Here is a 17,288-nt window from a genome sequence, read left to right as displayed (position 1 = left end):
CCGCTGGTCGATCGTGTCGTCCGACCGCGTCTGCAGCGACACCGGCGCCGTCTCGGTCATGCCGTAACAGATCGAGCCTCCGACATGCCCATCTGCTCGATGACCTGCTTCATCACCTCCACCGGGCACGGCGAGCCAGCCATGATCCCCGTCCGCAGGCTGGACAGGTCGAACGATGCGAAGTCGGGGTCGGCGAGTTCGGCGATGAACATCGTCGGCACCCCGTACAGCGACGTGCATTTCTCCGCCTCGACGGCCTGCAGCGTCGCCTTCGGATCGAACGACGGCCCCGGGATCACCATGGTGGCGCCGTGAGTCGTGCACGCGAGGTTGCCCATGACCATCCCGAAGCAGTGGTAGAACGGCACCGGGATGCAGACGCGGTCGTTCTCCGTGTAGTGGCACAACTCGCCGACGAAGTACCCGTTGTTGAGGATGTTGTGGTGGCTGAGCGTCGCGCCCTTGGGGAAACCGGTTGTCCCCGAGGTGTATTGGATATTGATCGGGTCGTCCGCAGACAGCGCGGCCTGCGCGGCGGGCAGCAGGGACGGATCCGCGGCGTGCGCGGCCATCCCGTCCGAGGCCAGGCGGCTCCACTCGGCACTGCCGAGCAGCACCACCATCTCGAGGTCGGGGCACTCCGGCCGGACCTCCTCGATCATCGCCGCGTAGTCGGAGGACTTGAACTGAGGCGCCGACACCAGCAGCCGGATACCGGCCTGATCGAGCACGTACTTCAACTCGTGCGCCCGGTAGGCGGGGTTGATGTTGACGAGGATCGCGCCGATCTTCGCCGTCGCATACTGGATCAGCGTCCACTCCGGGCAGTTCGGCGCCCAGATCCCCACCCGGTCACCCTTCCCGATGCCCCGCGTCAGCAACCCCACCGCCACAGCGTCGACGTCGCGGGCCAGTTCGGCGTACGTCCACCGCCGCCCCGACGGGCGGTCGACGAGGGCGTCACGATCGGCGTGGGCCGCCACGGTCCGATCGAAGTTGTCTCCGATGGTGTCACCCAGCATCGGGGCATCCCACACGCCGTGGGTGTAGCTGAGGTAATCGGGTTTGTCAGAGAGGGTCATGAGTACTCCTACAGATGCACGGCTCTGGATGAGCGATCGACTTCACTGGGCGCAGTCACGCGGCGAGGTTGTGGATGACGAACGCAGTGGACACACCATCCCCGCGACTGAGGATGAGTCACAACGTAGACAGGGAGTGTTGCACACTCACCCAGCGATGCAATAGTCGCAATTGTGGTCATGCGCTGTTCTTAAGCGCATTGGGGGATCTCGTTGCGAATACGCCAACCGGCATTGCCGAGCCCTGGCAGCAGGACGAACAATCACTTGGACAAACCGCCGGCACATCAACCCGGACGCCACCACAAGTGCGACGGGAGGCGCTGAGTGATGGGCGGTGCCGATCACCTTCGCTGCAGTAATCCGGCCACGACGCGACAGCACCCGGTCTCCACCGCACCCACCGTGAGGGGGAGCGGTGCCGACGTGGGCGGCTCGGAATGCGAGTCACCCGAGACGGGCGGCTCGGCCGTGGCACCGGTGTGTTGAGTAATCGAAAGGATCAAGAATGGTTGACAAGTTCGTTGCTCCCCAAACCAACTCGGTCGGGTGGGTTGGGCTGGGCGCGATGGGGCGCCCGATGGCCGATCGCCTAACCACCGCGGGATACCACGTGATCCCGCTCGAGATGAGGGCAGGCCGAGATCCGGACGCGGTTGCCGCAGCACTGGCAGCGACCGATGTGGTCGTGACCTGTCTGCCCGGCCCGGACGAGGTCCGTGACGTGTGGACCGGATCTGGCGGACTCCTCGAGGTCATGCGGACCGGGTCGGTACTCATCGATGCCTCGACGATCGGGCCCGCAACCGCAATGGAACTGGCTGACGCGGCGGCCGAACGCGGCATGGTCGCCCTTGATTGTCCGGTCAGCGGCGGACCACAGGGAGCCGCGGCCGGAACCCTCGCTGTCATGGCTGGCGGCGACGCAGACACCATCGAGCGGGTGCTCCCGATCCTGGAGACATTCGGCACCGTCCACCAATGCGGCAAACCGGGATCGGGGCAGGCCGTCAAGCTGATCAACCAATCCGTACTGGCCGGCATGCTGGGCGGCCTGGGTCTCGGTTATGCCCTGACCGAACGCTGCGGTGTGGGGCCGGAGTTGATGCATCGGGTGCTCTCTGGCGGCGTTGTCCGTGGTTTCCTCACCGAGGCGCTGTGGCCATTGATGGCGAGCGACGACCTCGACGCCGGTTTTGCTGCCAAGCACATGGTGAAGGACATCCGGCTCTGCCGGGAGTACGCCCGCGACGCCGCGGTGCCCGCGGCACTGCTCGATACGGTCGAAGGCTGGTTGGTGGCCGCAATGGAAGTCCGCGGTCACAGCGTCGCCACCCAGGCGATCGGGCAGGGGGTGCTCGCATGACAACGCCACCTTTCGATGCGATCGAACTGGTCGCCTTCATGCCCACCCCGTTCGGCGACGGTGGCATCGATGAGTACGCAGTCGAGCAGCAGATGGAGCACTACCGGGATACGGGTGTCACGGTGGGGCTTCTGGGTGGCTTGGGCGAGTTCTACGCAGTGTCCCATGACGAGGCGACCCAGCTCATGCGAGCGTCGGTGGAAGGGATCGGCGGCGAGGGTAAGGTGCTTGCGGCCGTGGGGTTCGCGACGAGGGAAGCGGTCCGGTTGGCCGAGTCTGCCGCTCGGGTCGGCTGCCGCGGCTTGGTTGTCAACCCACCGTACTACGTTCACCCCTCGCCCCAGGCTTTCGCCGAACATCTCCGGTCCGTCACCGAGGCATCCGGCCTGGACGCAGTCGTGTACAGCAGCACGCACCTTGCCATCGATGATTCCTACCTCGATGCACTCGTTAACGTGGACGGATTCCGCGGGGTCAAGGACGAGCTCTCTTCTCCGGACGAGTTCACACACCGAGTGAAACGGTGGGGCGACCGGGTCGACTTCTGGGCTGTCGGGGAGCACACCGCGGTGCCCTATGTCGCGGCCGGCGCGAAGGCGGTCACCTCGGCACTAGCCAGCGTCTGCCCCGAGGCGAGCCGCGAGCATCTGGCCGGAACAGACCGGACCGGCGAACTTGCCCAACTGGTGCACGACAGCGTTCGCCTGCTGGGTGTCGAACCCGGCACGTCGGCGTCGGTGGCCAAGGAGATGATCGCGGCCGTCCGGCCATGGCCAACCGGGGTTCGCGGCCCACAAACAGCGGCGTCCGATTCGCTCCGCTCAGCAGTGAGGGAACTTGTCGTGACCATGACGGACAGGTACAAGGATGCCGAGCGGTAGGTGACCCCATGACGGATCGAGCCGGACCCGTGGCAGACAGTATTGGGTTGTCGGGGGAGCCACGACCGCAACCCGGGCAGCGCAGCACCGACCTCAGTACGTTACGGCGGGGGCTCGAGATCCTCGATACCCTCCGGCAGTGCACCTGGGCGTGCGATGCTCGCGGCTGGGGAAACAATCGCATTGCCGAACACCTCGGCGCCGACAAATCACAGGTGTCGCGGACACTGAAGGTCCTCGTCGAGGCGGGATTGGTTGTGCGCGACGAGGAGACCCGAACCTATCGACTGGGGTGGGGGGCATACAGCCTCGGTATGCGCGCGACCGACCAGCATCTGATGCGTGTCGGTTCGGTCATCGTCCGCAAGGTCGTCAGCGTGACCGGAAGCCGCGTGTTCCTCGTCGTCCGCGACGGTGCGAGCGCGGTGACCATCTGGTCTGATGCACCGCTGCACGTTCGGCCGATCGTCGACAGCATCGGCATGGTCTATCCGGTCGAATCGACCGAAACCGGAAGGGCACTGCTGTACGGCAGCGACCCCGTGGCCATCCGACAGATTCTCGGTGTCGGCACCGAGGACAACCCGCGCGCAGACGAGTTCATCCGTCGCGTTGCACGCGACCGACAGGTCGGTTTCTCCTATGGCGTGCTCCCGGGAGACAGCGCCGGGGTGGTCGCGGTACCAATTTGGACGACCGGCCGAAAAGTCATCGCGGCCCTCGGTGCCACGAGCAAGGCCCTTGCACACAAGGCGAACGTGACACCCGTGGTTCGGGTGCTCCTCGCCACCGCCACGGAACTCACACAGCACTTGACCGCAGACCTGCGCGCCGAAGTCGCGGTGAGCGCCGTGCCCTATCAGGGCTGGCCGGCCAGACCCGAGCTCACCAGTGCGCGGTGAGCTCGGGTCTGGGAACTCATCCGTACGGCGCCGGATCACCTTAGCGGTGTCCCGGCGCCACAACCGGGCAACCGCCGGACCGCCGCGTCGCAATCCGGCCGCAGATGCGACTAGAAACAAGGACAATCGTGATCATCAATATCAGCAGATCGGGCAGCGTCACCGTCTCGAATCCGGACGACTTCACGGCGTTCGCAATCATTGTCGAGCACGAGACCGATGCCGCCGCCTTCTCGTCGGCAGCCACGAGCATCGGTTCACCGACGCCGGACGGACACCACCTGTACGTTGCACCGGATCGTCTCGAGTCGCTCGTCAACGAGCAGAGAGGACCAGATCCGGCCTGGAAATCAGGGTTTCACAGGATGGTGGCGTACGCAGCGGCACACGGATGGGTCGACCACCGCGGCTGGATTCGCGCTCATATAGAGCCTTCCGCTCTGTAGGCGTGGTTCTGTCACTCGATCTGGGCCATTCAGAACTCGCAAGACGAATGACTGCGTGCGTCGCTTCAGAAGATCTCGCCGAGACCGGGGACGTTGTCGATACAGGGGAGTGAATTGGTGTCAGTGACCGTGACGACCGGGATCCTTGTTGCACGGTCATCGAATAGAGATCTCCTGGGGTTCGCAGGCCACCATATCGGCGAGCTGTTCGCCGCCCCAGTGCGCCGCAGCGGCGCCTCGAGCAGATTCCAGATCCGGTGTGCCGCTCGGCAGCGCTGGTCGCCTCACCCGCCGCCCGTTCGCCGTCGCGGTATACATCGCGGCGATATCGATGGTTCAGCTGCTCAGCGTGTTCGTCGTGCACAGGGCCAGCAGCGACATGTTCATCGACGACGGCACCAATCACCCCGTCACTTCTCAGTAGTCACCAGAAGATAAGAGTTGGAAGTACCTTCGATGATATCCACACATTTCGAGAACATCCGCGTCGGTGATACCACCACCACCGAATCGCGCACCATCACAGACGATTACGTGCGGGAATTCGCCGAACTGACCTGGGACCGGCACCCGCTGCACCTCGACCCCGCGTACGCGCTGCAGACCCGCTTCGGTCGCCGGATCGCACACGGCGCGCTGATGCTGTCCACGCTGCTCGGCTTGGTCGAACTGCATCCGAGCTACCTGCAGTGCTTCTACGGCCTCGACGAGGTCCGTTTCCATGCCCCGACGTTCTTCGGCGACTCCGTCCACGCTATCTCCGAGGTCGTCGCGATCCGGGCCCGACCGGACGGCGAGAGCGCGATCGTGACGTGTAAGGGCTCATTGATCAACCAGGACGGCACCCGCGTCGTGTCCGGGCTCTTCTCCCTGCTCGTGGCGGGGGCGGCGCAGGCAATCGAGTGGGAAGCAGCAGCCCGACGAGCACCCCGGTACAGCGGGAGTGGTAAGACCTCGACGCCGTCCAGTTCATCTGGCACAACTTCGACGAGTTCAACATCACACGCTTGTGGATGCACAGAACCCCTCTAATCCCGCCCTGATCGCCGACGTCGGCCGGTTCTGGCATCAATGCGGCGTGCGCCGCCAAACCCGCTACTGCAGAACGGAGAACACCGTCTGATGGCCATCGGCGCATTCGACCTCTTCTCCATCGGCATCGGCCCGTCCAGCTCGCACACCGTCGGACCGATGCGCGCCGGCGTGATGTTCGTCGACGAGGTCGAGAACCGCCTCGACTTCGGCGCGATCACCCGCCTCGAGGTCGACCTGTACGGGTCGCTGGCGGCGACCGGCCGCGGGCACGGCACGCTCGGTGCCGTTCTTCTGGGCTTGGAAGGCAACGCACCCGAATCGATCGATCCCGCATACGCCCACACTCGCGTAGATCAGATCGACGCCGACCGTCGTCTCGAATTCGGCGCGGCGAAGACTCTCGTCTTCGGCACCGCGGACATCGGGATGCACCCGCTGACCATCAGGGACCGGCACACCAACACGATCCGGTTCGCCGTGCACACCGACCCGGCGGCTGCCGACTACACCGGTAAGGAGCTGGCGGGGTCCGCCCCGGCCCACGAGGCGGTGTACTACTCGATCGGCGGCGGCTTCGTCGAACGCCACGGACAGCCCGTCGACCACTCGGCCACCCCGGTGCCGCTGCCGTTCCGCACCGGAGCCGAACTCCTCGAAATCTGCGAACGGGAAAACCTGTCGATCAGTGACGTGATGTGGCGCAACGAACTCGCATACCGCAGCCCGGAACAGGTGCGAGCCGGGCTGCTCGAGATCTGGCAGGCGATGGCCGCCTCGATCCACAACGGCTTCACCGCCGAGGGGTATCTGCCCGGTTCGCTGCGCGTCAAGCGCCGCGCCCCCGAGTTCTACACCCGCCTCGTCACCCGCGAAACGGGCGGTACCGACCATGCCGATTCGATGGACTGGCTCAACGTCGCCGCGATGGCCGTCAACGAGGAGAACGCCGCCGGCGGCCGCATCGTCACCGCCCCCACCAACGGCGCCGCAGGAATCGTGCCCGCGGTGCTGTTCTGGTCGCTGCGCTACCTTCCCGGACTCGACAACGCGGACGCGAAATACACCGCCGTCATCAAGTACCTGCTCACCGCCGCAGCGATCGCCGTGCTCTACAAGGAACGCGCCTCGATCTCCGGCGCCGAGGTCGGCTGCCAAGGCGAGGTCGGTTCCGCGTGCTCGATGGCCGCCGGCGCCCTCGCCGAACTGCTCGGTGCCACGCCCGCGCAGGTCGAGAACGCCGCCGAAATCGGTATCGAACACAACCTCGGCCTGACCTGCGACCCGATCGGTGGACTGGTGCAAATTCCGTGCATCGAACGCAACGCCATCGCCTCCGTGAAAGCCGTGAATGCCGCGAAGTTAGCCCTGTACGGCGACGGCACCCACCGTGTCTCCCTCGACCAAGCGATCGAGACCATGCGCCAGACCGGCATGGACATGCTCGCCAAGTACAAGGAAACCTCCCAGGGCGGGCTCGCGGTCAACGTTCCCGAGTGCTGACTCGTTCCCGTTGCAACCCGTTCCGACTCCCGTACCGGATCGGAGGGAAGACCGGCGTACTTTCAGCCCGAGGGTGGGAAGGCGACGCCGAGCGCCGTACACCCCCCGCGGAACGAACCGTCCCACCCGCAGGAAACGATGAATTGTCCGGATGTCGGAGCGCATCGCGGGCTGCACTCGCGGTGATCGTTCATTCCCCAGGAACCTGCTCTAGCTTTATGCACTCGATCGGAACCCAGAAGTTCAGTATTTCGTCCGCACAATGACGGATCCCACCGAACGCCGGTCCCGGCACTCTTGAACTCATCGCCAGTGGCATACGTCACTGACCCGCCGATGAAAGGGACCAACCCGATGAGATTCATCATGATGAGCGAGTGCGCCACCAACCCCGGCGAAACCCAGCACCGTCGATACCTGGACATGATCGAGGAAGCGGTATTTGCCGAGGAGATGGGCTTCTACGGGTGGGGCACCTCCGAACATCACTTCTTCAACGACCTGTGTGTCACGTCGGCACCCGAGGTCCTGTTCACGGCGGTCGCGATGCGCACCAACCGGATTCGGCTGCGCTACATGAGCCGGTTGACCTCGGTGATCCACCCGATCCTGGTCGCCGAACAGACCGCGGCCACCGACCTGCTGTCCAACGGGCGCGTCGAGTTGACCACCGCGCGTGGAAATACGCTGCTGCAGCTGGACGCATTCGGCGTCTCGCTCGATGAGACCAAGGGCAAATCCGAGGAAGCCCTCGAGCTCATCATTCGCGCGCTGAGTGACGACACGTTCAGCCACGACGGTCCGCACTGGGGCAAGATCCCGGAGCGACGGTTGAGCCCCAAGCCGTTCCAGGATCCGCATCCGCCGCTGTACAAGATCGTGCAGTCCGTGGAGTCCTCCGCCGACGCTCGCCGCAAGGGCCTGGGCATGATCACCTCCGACGTCTACCTGGGCTGGGAGGTGCTGCAGGCGAACCTCGACGCCTACAACGCGGTGCCGGAGAACGAGGTGTCGCCGGTCGGCCGGTACGCGGTCAAGTCCGCGGCCAGCAGCGTCATGTCGGTGCGCTGCGCGAAGACGACGGATCTGGCGCTCGAGCACGCCGAGGCGGATCTGCTGAAGTTCGCGCAGATGATCATCAACGACGTCTACGTCCAGCTCGCCGAGCGCTCGCCCGAGCAGTACGGCGAATTCTCTCGGATCGGTCAGTTGCGCAAGCACGTCAACGACGCGGAGTGGCTGCGGACCTGCGGCCCGACCGTCCTGGTCGGCGATCCGCAGTACTGCATCGAGCAGGTGCAGAAAACCGCCGACAGCGGCGCGGACGAGATCGTGCTGCGGATCGACGGCGGCACCCACGAGGAGCGGATGGCCACGATCGAGAACTTGGGCCGCTACGTGATCCCGTACTTCCGCAACCCCGGCAGTGTTGTGCGCAGCGGGCCGGTCGGCATGCTCCCCGGCGACCCCCGGCAGCGGCCGAGCTACGAGACCCCCGAAGAACTGGCGGTCTGACCATGGTGGCATTCGCCGAGCATTTGGCCGAGGTCCACCACAGCGTGGTCCGCGCCATCGAGGAGCGGGATCCGGCACTGTTCGCATCGTTGTACACCGACGCCGGGACGTTGCTCACCCCCGACGGACGTGCCGTGCGCGGGCGCGGGGCGATCGCCGAGGAGTTCGGCAACTGGCTGGCAGCGGGGCTCGTCAAGCAGACGCTCGAGGACGTGGACCTGACCGTCGGCGACACCGTCGCCGTCGAGGAAGGAATCGCGATCGGCGAGTTCGCCGAGGGGCCCGAGGTCCGCAGCAACTACATCGTCGTCCACGTCCGCCAGGACGGCGGGTCATGGCTGATGCACCGAGACATGTGGACCCACGTCGGAGCCGACGTGCCAGCGGAGGTGTTGTAAGAAGATGTTTACGATCGAGGAGTACGCGTCCTACGACGCCACTGGTCTGGCCGAACTGGTTCGTTCTCGTGAGGTCAAGCCGTCGGAGGTGCACGAGGCCGGCGTGAATGCCGTGCAGCTGGCCGACGAGCGGTTGCACGCCTGCGCGGAAGGCCCGTGGGAAACGCCATTGGACGCAGCCACGGACGGCTTCTTCACCGGAGTTCCCTTCGTGCTGAAGGATCTGCTGTGCCACGCCGCCGGTGTGCCGCTGCATCTGGGTAGCCGCGCGTTGGCCCGCGGCATCGTGTTCGACCAGGACTCCGAGCTGATGGCCCGATTCCGCCGGGCCGGGCTCGCCGCGGTCGCCAGCACGAAGATTCCGGAGTTCGCGTTGACCGCGACCACCGAGCCGTTGCTCGGTGGTGCCGTCCACAATCCGTGGGATCCGACGAAGAGTCCCGGTGGCTCCAGCGGTGGATCGGCGGCAATGGTGGCGTCGGGCGCGGTCCCGATTGCGCACGCCAACGACGGTGCGGGGTCGATCCGGATTCCGGCCGCCCACACCGGAACCGTCGGCCTCAAGCCGAGCCGTGGTCGCGTCCCGATCGGACCGGAGGTGCAGGAGGCCTTCTACGGCAACGTGATCGACTTCGCCATCACCCGAACCGTGCGCGACGCGGCGGGGCTGCTCGACGCGGTACACGGCAACCTGTCGGGTGAAAAGTACAGCGCACCGACGCCGGCCCGCCCCTACCGGGACGAGCTGAGCGGACCCAGCGCCCCGCTGCGCATTGCGGTGTGCGCGGACTCCTGGAGCGATCGGGTGGTCCACCCGGAGGTCGTGCGCACGATGGCGTCGACCCTCCAGTTGCTCTCCGATCTCGGGCATCACGTGGAAGTAGTTGCACCCCAGATCGATTGGGAAGACTTCCTGTCAGCGCTCACCATCACCTACTGTGCGGGGACCGCCGCGGACGTGGTTCCGCTGGGTGAGGCTCTCGGTGTCGGGCTGAGTCCGGACTACTTCGAGGCGACGACGATCGCCGCTGCCGAGGCCGGGCGCGCGATGACACCGATGGACTTGGCCCGCGCCTTCGCGACGAACAACAAGGTCAGCCGGCAGCTGGCGACGTTCATGGGCGAGTGGGACATTTTCGTCACACCGACCTCGATCACCCCGCCGCTCGACCTCGGAACGTTCGACGCGAACGATCCGTCGTTTACCGCGGAGGATTGGGTACGCCACGTCATCGCCCCGCACCCGACGTGCGCTCTGTACAACGTCTCAGGTGCGCCCGCGATCAGTCTTCCCCTGGGCGCCACGGACGACGGCCTTCCCGTCGGCGTGCAGTTCGGCGCCGACATCTACCGGGAAGACCTGCTGCTAGGACTCGCGGCTCAGCTGGAGCAAGCGCAACCGTGGGCCGACCGTCGGCCGGCTCTGCACGTCACGAATCTGAAGGAGCCGGTGTGATCATCGTCATCACCGAGAGGGAAATTCAGCTCGACGACCCAGGCACGTTCACCGAGCTGGCGGTCGATGCGGTCGGGCGGTCTCGGGAAAAGGCACACGCTGCTGCCGTTTCCGCGGGGGCTGGTGTCGTGGATGGCGATCACCTGTGGATCGACATCGACTTTCTCCGCGGCCTCGGGCCCGGGACCGAGGAGTGGAACGGCAAGTTCGCGGCGATGATCGCCTACGCCGCCGGTAAAGGGTGGACGGACACCGACGACCGGGTCCGGGCCCATATCCGGTGGAGCTGACTGGCTCCGGCGGCATCGGAGGGAGCCCGGGACGCACCCGAGACCACCGCGGTGTGACCACACGCGCCGACGGCGGCGTACCGCCCGAGCAGCACTCGGGCCCGAACGACGATGGGCAGGCCATGCACGACTACGGAGCGTTCACCTTCGCGTCCAAGACCGAGGTGCTCGAGAAGTCCAAGCGCTTCTGGAATCCGGGCAAAACTCAGTTCTGGACGGATTCCGGCGTCGATCTGGTGATCGACCGCCGCGAGGGCTATTTCCTGTGGGATATGAGCGGACGCCGCCTCATCGACGTTCACCTCAACGGCGGAACCTACAACCTCGGACACCGCAACCCGGAGGTCGTCGCCGCGGTGTCGGATGCGTTGAACCGATTCGACGTCGGAAATCACCATTTTCCGTCGGTGGCACGCACCGCGCTCGCCGAGGCGCTGATCGCCACGGCGCCGGAGGGGTTGACGAAGGTCGCCTACGGTTCGGGTGGCGGCGAGGCGATCGACATCGCACTCAAAAGCGCCCGGCATGCGACCGGCAAGCGCAAGATCGTCTCGATCGTCAAGGCCTACCACGGGCATACCGGCTTGGCGCTGGCCACCGGCGACGACCGGTTCGCGAAGATCTTCCTCTCCGACCGCCCCGACGAATTCGTCCAGGTGCCGTTCGGCGACCTGGGCGCGATGGAGCGGGCGCTGACCGGACGCGACGTCGCCGCCGTGATCATGGAGACCATCCCGGCCACATACGGATTCCCGCTGCCGGAGCCGGGATACCTCGAAGCGGTCAAGGCGCTCACCGAAACCTACGACGCGCTCTACATTGCCGACGAGGTGCAGACCGGGCTGATGCGCACCGGCGAGCTGTGGGCGATCACCAAGCACGGAATCCGGCCCGACATCCTGGTCACCGGCAAAGGCCTCTCCGGGGGCATCTACCCGATCACCGCTGCGCTGCTGAGCGATCGCGCGGCGCAATGGCTCGACCAGGATGGCTTCGCGCACATCTCCACTTTCGGTGGCGCCGAGCTCGGCTGCATCGCAGCGTTGAAGACACTGGAGATCAGCACCCGCCCCGAGGTTCGATCGATGGTGCACTACATCGCCGACCTGATGAGCCAAGGTCTGGAACGCATTCGCAGCCAGTACCCGGATTGGTTGGTGGGAATCCGCCAGAACGGCGTCGTGATCGGACTGGAGTTCGATCATCCCGAGGGCGCCAAGTACGTGATGCGGCACCTGTACGAGCTGGGCGTGTGGGCGATCTTCTCCACGCTCGATCCACGCGTACTGCAGTTCAAACCGGGGATCTTGATGCCACGCGAACTCTGTGAGGACGTCCTGGACCGCCTCGAGGTGGCCGTCGTACGGGCCCGAGCCGAGGTCGCCAGCACCGATCGGAGAGCAGGATGATGAACACGGCACACGCCGGACACATGCTCGAACGCGCCCGGTGGGCGGCGGCCACGTATGCGACGTACGACGCCGCAGCAGTCGCGGCCATCGTGCAGGCCGTCGCCGAGGCCGGCTACGAGAACGCGCAGCGGTATGCCGATTGGGCGGTCAGCGAAACCGGGATGGGCGTCGTCGAACACAAGCTCCGCAAGAATCGGGCCTGCTCGCGCGGGCTGGTGGAGCACTACCACGGCGAGGACTTCGTTTCGCCGCGGGTGGATTCGGCAAACAAGGTTGTCGAATTGCCCACGCCCGCAGGGGTAGTGCTCGCACTCACCCCGACCACCAACCCAGTCGCGACGGTGTACTTCAAAACGCTGCTCAGCCTGATGACCCGCAACGCGGTGGTGATCGCGCCACACCCACGGGCCCAGGAATGCTCCGCACACGCCGCGCATACGCTGGCCGCTGCGGCGGTCGCCGCCGGGGCGCCGGACGGCATCGTCCAGGTGGTCACCGAACCGTCACTCCCGCTGGTCGAAGGGTTGATGGCCGATGAGCGGACCGACGTCATCATCGCCACCGGCGGCACCGGTGTGGTGCGGGCGGCGTACTCGTCGGGTAACCCGGCGCTGGGCGTCGGGCCTGGCAACGTCCCGGTGTTCGTGGACGCGACCGGGGATCTGTCGGCGGCCGCCGGACGGATCGTCGACAGCAAGGCATTCGACAATTCCCTGTTGTGCACCAACGAGTCGGTGCTGATCGCCGAGGAAACCATCGCCGACCGGTTGGAGCGGGAACTGACCCACGCCGGTGCCTACGTGCTCGACCAGGAAACAACGAATCGCCTGCGCGACTACATGTTCCCGGACGGGAACTTGAACACCGAGGTGGTCGGCCAGAGCGCAGCCTGGATCGCCGAGCGCGCCGGGTTCCGGGTTACCCCGAAAACCAAGTTGCTGGTGGCACCGTTCGATCTGGTGCTGCCCGACGAGCCGCTCACACACGAAAAGCTCTCACCGGTCATCGGTATGGTCAGAGTCGCCGATGCCCGACGAGGTATCAACGCCGCGCGCGCGGTCGCGCGCATCGCCGGTGCCGGGCATTCCGCCGCAATTCACAGCGAGAACCCGGCCACGATCATGGACTTCGCCGCCCGTGTTCCGGTGCTGCGGGTTTCGGTGAACGTCGGAAACAGCACCGGAAGCGCGGGACTGGACACGAATCTAGCCCCGTCGATGACCATCGGTACCGGATTTGTTGGGCGCAGCTCGGTGGGCGAGAACCTCGAACCCAAGCACCTGCTGAACTGGACACGGATCGCCCACAACGTCGATGCGGCGGTGCCGATGGGAGCGTTCACCGGCCTGAACCCGTGGCGTCACCACGACGGGCCGACGCCGCCGTATCCGGCGCCGTCCAATAATAGAATCGACGTGCAGGTTCCGCCGGTGGAAGCCGTCCCTGGCGCCGCTGGGCAGCGGACCTCCGGCGGCAACAACGACCAAATCAGAGCCGAACTACGGCGCATCGTCGTCGAAGAGCTCTCGCAACTCATCAAGAGGTAACCCGTGGCCGAACTGCGTTCCTTTATCTTCATCGATCGACTGCAGCCCCAGACGATGTCGTATCTGGGCAGCTGGATTCGCGGCGTGCTGCCGCGAGCGAACGTGTCCGCCCAGATCATCGAGGTGGCACCGGGCCTCGACATCGAGGGCGTCACCGACGTCGCACTCAAGAACGCCGAGGTGCAGGCCGGGGTGCTGGTGGTCGAGCGGCAGTTCGGCTATCTCGAGTTCCATGGCGAGACCGGCGCGGTGAAAGCCGCAGCCGACGCGGCCCTCGACGCGCTGGACCATACCGGTGCCGCGGCGATCGCTCCGACGATCCTGGCCTCGAGAATCATCACCAGTGTCGACCATCAACACGCGTTCCTCATCAACCGCAACAAGATTGGATCGATGGTGTTGGCCGGCGAATCGCTGTATGTGCTCGAGGTCCAACCCGCGTCGTACGCGATTTTGGCCACCAACGACGCGGAGAAGGCCGCCGACATCAAGGTGGTCGACTTCCGGATGATCGGCGCCACCGGCCGGGTGTACCTGTCGGGCACCGAGGCCGACGTGCGCCAGGCCGCCGCGGCCGCGCAGGAAGTACTCGGCGGGCGGGCGTTGTGAACGCGGGCATTGCGAGCACTGCGCCGTCACCGGATCTCCGATCCCTGGTGCAGGAGGTGCTCCGGGAGGTCGTCGGTGAGATGAGGGGGACACCGACCCTGCCCACCGCGCACCCCGACGGCAACGACCCGATCCCAGCCGCAGCGGCTACCTTCGCCAAGCAGATTGGTGTCACACCCACCGGACCGCTCGACGGCGCTGGCCGTCAGCGCACGGAAACCGTGCGAATAGGCAACGAGTCGGATCTGCGATCGTTCGTATTCACCCTGCTCGGGCTGTTCGAAAACCCGAAGATCCGGGCCGATCTCCGGGCCGGACGGCTGAAGTTCGCCCTGACCGGCGGCGCGGCGGCGCACCCAACCGCCGAAGCGGTGCACCGAGTGGATCGCGGTGCGGTGACCGAACGCCAGATCGCGGCCATCGCCGAGGCGGGCGGGCGGTTGGTTCTGGGGCCGGCCGCCGTCCTGACTCCCCTGGCACGCGAGAAGGCACGAACCCTCGGAGTTCCATTCGAAAAGGAGCGCAGATGATTACGGCAACAGTGACCGGCAGCGTCTGGTCGACCCGGCGGATCGAGGGAATACCGGCCGGCGCACTACTCGAGGTCGAGGTCGATGAATCCGGCGCCCGGCTCGTCGCATTCGACGTCCTCGGCACCGGCCTCGGCGAACGGGTGATCGTCGCGCAGGGCTCGATGGCCTCGAACTGGTTCACCGGACCGCCGCCGCCGGTCGACGCACTGATCATCGGATCGATCGATGCCGATCGGGCGTCGTCGCAGACACTCACCACCACCACAACCAGCTGACAACCCGTCAGTCGGCAGCACTAGAAGGAGTACACATGTCCAGCACCGCCATCGGCATGATCGAGACCAAGGGATTCGTCGCCGCGCTCGCGGCCGCCGACGCGATGGTAAAGGCCGCCAACGTCGTCATCACCGACCGGCAGGAGGTCGGTGACGGCCTGGTGTCGGTGATCGTCACCGGGGAGGTCGGCGCGGTCAAGGCCGCCACCGAAGCCGGCGCGGAAACTGCGACCCAGGTCGGCGAGTTGGTCAGCGTGCACGTCATCCCGCGCCCGCACGCCGAACTCGGCGGCCATTTCTCGGTGGCGTCGAAGTAGTCCCGCCGACTCGGCGGACAAGCAGAAGGAACAACAGTGGGCGAAGCACACACTGACACCGACATCCGGGTCTATCTCATGGTCAATGACCTGCAACGGCAGTTCGCCGCCTACATGGGAACACCGACCCGAGCCCGCGGGTACCCCCCGTACGAGGGTGACCACGCGTTGATCGTCGAGGTCTCCCCGGCGCTGGCGATTGAGCGGGTGATCGATCTCGCGTTGCGAGCCGTGCCGGCTGTACAGCCCGGAATCCTCTACGTGGAACGGCAATTCGGCGTCCTCGAAATCCATTCCCAAGATCTCGACGACGTCGTCCGCGCCGGTGAGGCAATCCTCGCCGGCACCGGCAACAAGGCCAACGACCAGCTGCGCCCGCGCGTGCTGTACCACGACGTCATCGAAAACATCACCGACCAGCACACCGTGATCCTCAACCGAAATCGGCAGGCATCGATGGTGATGCCGGGTGAATCGCTGCTCGTCTACGAGATGACTCCGGCGCTGTTCGCCGCGGTCGCGGCCAACGAGGCGGAGCGGGTCTCTCCCGGTATCACGCTGGTCGACGTGCAGATGATCGGCGCGGCCGGACGTCTCTACATCAGCGGGACCACCGAGGACGTGACCCTTGCCCGCGACCGGATAACGAAGGTCCTGGACGGCATCGAGGGTCGCGAACACGGCTGAGGCGTTGGCAACGAAGTGAGGTGATGTGATGTGATGTCAACAAGAGAAACCGGTGCCCGCGATGACGAAGTCGCGACGCGAGCGCTGGGGAAGTACGAGTTCTCCGCGGACGCGGCGTGCCGGATGATCAACCTCTCCGAGAACGCCACCTATCTGATCGACGACGCCCCGACCGGCCGCGGCGGCATCCTGCGGGTGCACCGGGAGGACTATCACAGCCGGGGCGCGATCGAATCGGAGCTGGACTGGCTGGCCGCATTGCGGGCCGGGGCGGGCGTGCGCGCGCCGCGCGTGATTCGCGCTCGCGACGGCCGGCGTGTCGTCACGACGCGGGTCGACGGCCGCGTTCGTCACGCCGTGTTGTTCGAAACCATGGGTGGGCTCGAACCGGACGAGACCCATGTCGGTCCCGACGACTTCCGGACACTGGGGGCGATCACCGCGCGGCTGCACCGGCACGCCAAGAGCTGGACGCAACCCCCTGGCTTCACCCGCTTCGCCTGGGACTGGGAACACAGTCTCGGTGACACCCCGCGGTGGGGCCGATGGCAGGACGGCGGTGGGATCGGGCCGGCCGAGATCGCGCAGCTGACCCCGGCCGTGGAACTGATGCGGCACCGGCTCGAGACCTATGGCCGCGGACCGGAGCGGTTCGGACTGATCCACGCCGATCTGCGGTTGGCCAACCTGCTCATCGAGCCGCCCCGGGTCAACGTCATCGACTTCGACGACTGCGGATACGGCTGGTATCTCTACGACTTCGGCACAGCGGTGTCGTTCATCGAGGACGATCCCGCGCTCGGCGAATGGCAGGCAGCCTGGATCGACGGCTACCGCGGGTATGCGGAACTGACAGACGCCGACGAGCAGATGTTGGCCACCTTCGTGCTGTTGCGCCGGATGATGCTCGTCGCGTGGATGGGATCGCACGCGCATTCACGCGAATCACAGACAAAAAGCGCGAGTTTCGCCGCCGGAACCTGCGAGATCGCGCAACGCTATCTCGACTCCGGCGGCCGCACCATCTGTTAGTTAAA

The 17,288-nt window shown here is 65.9% G+C and carries 19 protein-coding genes and 1 pseudogene; 19 read left to right on the top strand and 1 reads right to left on the bottom strand.

The features are described from left to right. A pseudogene (locus tag RJ1_RS36925) lies at positions 1-1,082 on the bottom strand (AMP-binding protein); the annotation flags it as partial. A 508-nt stretch (positions 1,083-1,590) separates the two neighbouring features. Here RJ1_RS36925 and RJ1_RS36920 point away from each other — a divergent pair. The 19 genes from RJ1_RS36920 (at position 1,591) to RJ1_RS36835 (ending at position 17,283) form a co-directional block, all read left to right on the top strand. Continuing rightward, positions 1,591-2,448 (top strand): NAD(P)-dependent oxidoreductase, encoded by an 858-nt coding sequence (locus RJ1_RS36920; RefSeq protein ID WP_073368047.1) that lies wholly within the window; start codon positions 1,591-1,593, stop codon positions 2,446-2,448. After that, complete coding sequence (locus RJ1_RS36915; protein WP_073368044.1) at positions 2,445-3,329, top strand: dihydrodipicolinate synthase family protein; 885 nt, start codon at positions 2,445-2,447, stop codon at positions 3,327-3,329. The genes RJ1_RS36920 and RJ1_RS36915 overlap by 4 nt, the downstream gene beginning before the upstream one ends. A gap of 29 nt (positions 3,330-3,358) precedes the next feature. Then, complete coding sequence (locus tag RJ1_RS36910) at positions 3,359-4,231, top strand: IclR family transcriptional regulator (RefSeq protein WP_162850301.1); 873 nt, start codon at positions 3,359-3,361, stop codon at positions 4,229-4,231. A 128-nt stretch (positions 4,232-4,359) separates the two neighbouring features. Then, positions 4,360-4,677, top strand: coding sequence for a hypothetical protein (locus tag RJ1_RS47210; RefSeq protein WP_073368038.1), 318 nt, complete (start codon positions 4,360-4,362; stop codon positions 4,675-4,677). A 259-nt stretch (positions 4,678-4,936) separates the two neighbouring features. Continuing rightward, positions 4,937-5,101 carry a hypothetical protein gene (locus tag RJ1_RS47000; protein ID WP_162850300.1) on the top strand — a complete coding sequence of 55 codons (165 nt, stop codon included), beginning with the start codon at positions 4,937-4,939 and terminating at the stop codon, positions 5,099-5,101. A 32-nt stretch (positions 5,102-5,133) separates the two neighbouring features. Further along, positions 5,134-5,709, top strand: coding sequence for a MaoC family dehydratase (locus RJ1_RS36900; protein WP_083400393.1), 576 nt, complete (start codon positions 5,134-5,136; stop codon positions 5,707-5,709). A 90-nt stretch (positions 5,710-5,799) separates the two neighbouring features. Continuing rightward, positions 5,800-7,212, top strand: coding sequence for an L-serine ammonia-lyase (locus tag RJ1_RS36895; RefSeq protein WP_073368035.1), 1,413 nt, complete (start codon positions 5,800-5,802; stop codon positions 7,210-7,212). Between the two features lie 354 nt (positions 7,213-7,566). Continuing rightward, positions 7,567-8,727: an LLM class flavin-dependent oxidoreductase gene (locus RJ1_RS36890; RefSeq protein ID WP_162850299.1), complete on the top strand. Its 1,161-nt coding sequence runs from the start codon at positions 7,567-7,569 to the stop codon at positions 8,725-8,727. A gap of 2 nt (positions 8,728-8,729) precedes the next feature. Further along, positions 8,730-9,125 carry a YybH family protein gene (locus RJ1_RS36885; RefSeq protein WP_073368029.1) on the top strand — a complete coding sequence of 132 codons (396 nt, stop codon included), beginning with the start codon at positions 8,730-8,732 and terminating at the stop codon, positions 9,123-9,125. 4 nt (positions 9,126-9,129) lie between these two features. Then, positions 9,130-10,581 carry an amidase gene (locus RJ1_RS36880; protein ID WP_073368027.1) on the top strand — a complete coding sequence of 484 codons (1,452 nt, stop codon included), beginning with the start codon at positions 9,130-9,132 and terminating at the stop codon, positions 10,579-10,581. Next, on the top strand, positions 10,578-10,871 hold the full coding sequence (locus RJ1_RS36875; protein ID WP_073368024.1) for a hypothetical protein: 294 nt from the start codon (positions 10,578-10,580) through the stop codon (positions 10,869-10,871). The genes RJ1_RS36880 and RJ1_RS36875 overlap by 4 nt, the downstream gene beginning before the upstream one ends. Before the next feature lie 122 nt (positions 10,872-10,993). Then, entirely contained in the window at positions 10,994-12,280 is a 1,287-nt protein-coding gene (locus RJ1_RS36870; RefSeq protein ID WP_073368055.1) for a class-III pyridoxal-phosphate-dependent aminotransferase, read from the top strand. After that, positions 12,277-13,830 (top strand): aldehyde dehydrogenase family protein, encoded by a 1,554-nt coding sequence (locus RJ1_RS36865; RefSeq protein ID WP_073368020.1) that lies wholly within the window; start codon positions 12,277-12,279, stop codon positions 13,828-13,830. Before RJ1_RS36870 ends, RJ1_RS36865 begins: the two co-directional genes overlap by 4 nt. 3 nt (positions 13,831-13,833) lie before the next feature. Further along, entirely contained in the window at positions 13,834-14,439 is a 606-nt protein-coding gene (locus RJ1_RS36860; protein WP_073368018.1) for a BMC domain-containing protein, read from the top strand. Between the two features lie 80 nt (positions 14,440-14,519). Then, positions 14,520-14,969 carry a hypothetical protein gene (locus RJ1_RS36855; RefSeq protein WP_255284933.1) on the top strand — a complete coding sequence of 150 codons (450 nt, stop codon included), beginning with the start codon at positions 14,520-14,522 and terminating at the stop codon, positions 14,967-14,969. Continuing rightward, the gene (locus RJ1_RS36850) at positions 14,966-15,247 is read left to right on the top strand and encodes a EutN/CcmL family microcompartment protein (protein WP_073368015.1); all 282 of its coding nucleotides are present in this window, start codon (positions 14,966-14,968) and stop codon (positions 15,245-15,247) included. Before RJ1_RS36855 ends, RJ1_RS36850 begins: the two co-directional genes overlap by 4 nt. A 35-nt stretch (positions 15,248-15,282) precedes the next feature. Continuing rightward, positions 15,283-15,564, top strand: a complete 282-nt coding sequence (locus RJ1_RS36845) for a BMC domain-containing protein (RefSeq protein WP_073368013.1) — start codon at positions 15,283-15,285, stop codon at positions 15,562-15,564. A gap of 36 nt (positions 15,565-15,600) precedes the next feature. After that, positions 15,601-16,251, top strand: coding sequence for a microcompartment protein (locus RJ1_RS36840; RefSeq protein WP_501193861.1), 651 nt, complete (start codon positions 15,601-15,603; stop codon positions 16,249-16,251). A 33-nt stretch (positions 16,252-16,284) separates the two neighbouring features. Further along, positions 16,285-17,283, top strand: a complete 999-nt coding sequence (locus RJ1_RS36835; protein WP_073368010.1) for a phosphotransferase enzyme family protein — start codon at positions 16,285-16,287, stop codon at positions 17,281-17,283. The last annotated feature ends 5 nt before the right edge of the window (positions 17,284-17,288 follow it).

Source organism: Rhodococcus jostii NBRC 16295 (assembly GCF_001894825.1).
Taxonomy (GTDB): Bacteria; Actinomycetota; Actinomycetes; order Mycobacteriales; family Mycobacteriaceae; genus Rhodococcus_F; species Rhodococcus_F jostii.
Note: the sequence above shows the minus strand (reverse complement) of the source record. Positions and strands in the feature narration are given on the sequence as shown.

Excerpts from the sequence above, each read along its gene's own strand:
- RJ1_RS36845 (WP_073368013.1), top strand. The coding sequence starts at position 15,283 with ATGTCCAGCACCGCCATCGGCATGATCGAGACCAAGGGATTCGTCGCC.
- RJ1_RS36835 (WP_073368010.1), top strand. The coding sequence starts at position 16,285 with ATGTCAACAAGAGAAACCGGTGCCCGCGATGACGAAGTCGCGACGCGA.
- RJ1_RS36915 (WP_073368044.1), top strand. The coding sequence starts at position 2,445 with ATGACAACGCCACCTTTCGATGCGATCGAACTGGTCGCCTTCATGCCC.
- RJ1_RS36855 (WP_255284933.1), top strand. The coding sequence starts at position 14,520 with ATGAGGGGGACACCGACCCTGCCCACCGCGCACCCCGACGGCAACGAC.
- RJ1_RS36880 (WP_073368027.1), top strand. The coding sequence starts at position 9,130 with ATGTTTACGATCGAGGAGTACGCGTCCTACGACGCCACTGGTCTGGCC.
- RJ1_RS36850 (WP_073368015.1), top strand. The coding sequence starts at position 14,966 with ATGATTACGGCAACAGTGACCGGCAGCGTCTGGTCGACCCGGCGGATC.
- RJ1_RS36895 (WP_073368035.1), top strand. The coding sequence starts at position 5,800 with ATGGCCATCGGCGCATTCGACCTCTTCTCCATCGGCATCGGCCCGTCC.
- RJ1_RS36890 (WP_162850299.1), top strand. The coding sequence starts at position 7,567 with ATGAGATTCATCATGATGAGCGAGTGCGCCACCAACCCCGGCGAAACC.
- RJ1_RS36865 (WP_073368020.1), top strand. The coding sequence starts at position 12,277 with ATGATGAACACGGCACACGCCGGACACATGCTCGAACGCGCCCGGTGG.
- RJ1_RS36885 (WP_073368029.1), top strand. The coding sequence starts at position 8,730 with ATGGTGGCATTCGCCGAGCATTTGGCCGAGGTCCACCACAGCGTGGTC.
- RJ1_RS36900 (WP_083400393.1), top strand. The coding sequence starts at position 5,134 with ATGATATCCACACATTTCGAGAACATCCGCGTCGGTGATACCACCACC.
- RJ1_RS36920 (WP_073368047.1), top strand. The coding sequence starts at position 1,591 with ATGGTTGACAAGTTCGTTGCTCCCCAAACCAACTCGGTCGGGTGGGTT.
- RJ1_RS36870 (WP_073368055.1), top strand. The coding sequence starts at position 10,994 with ATGCACGACTACGGAGCGTTCACCTTCGCGTCCAAGACCGAGGTGCTC.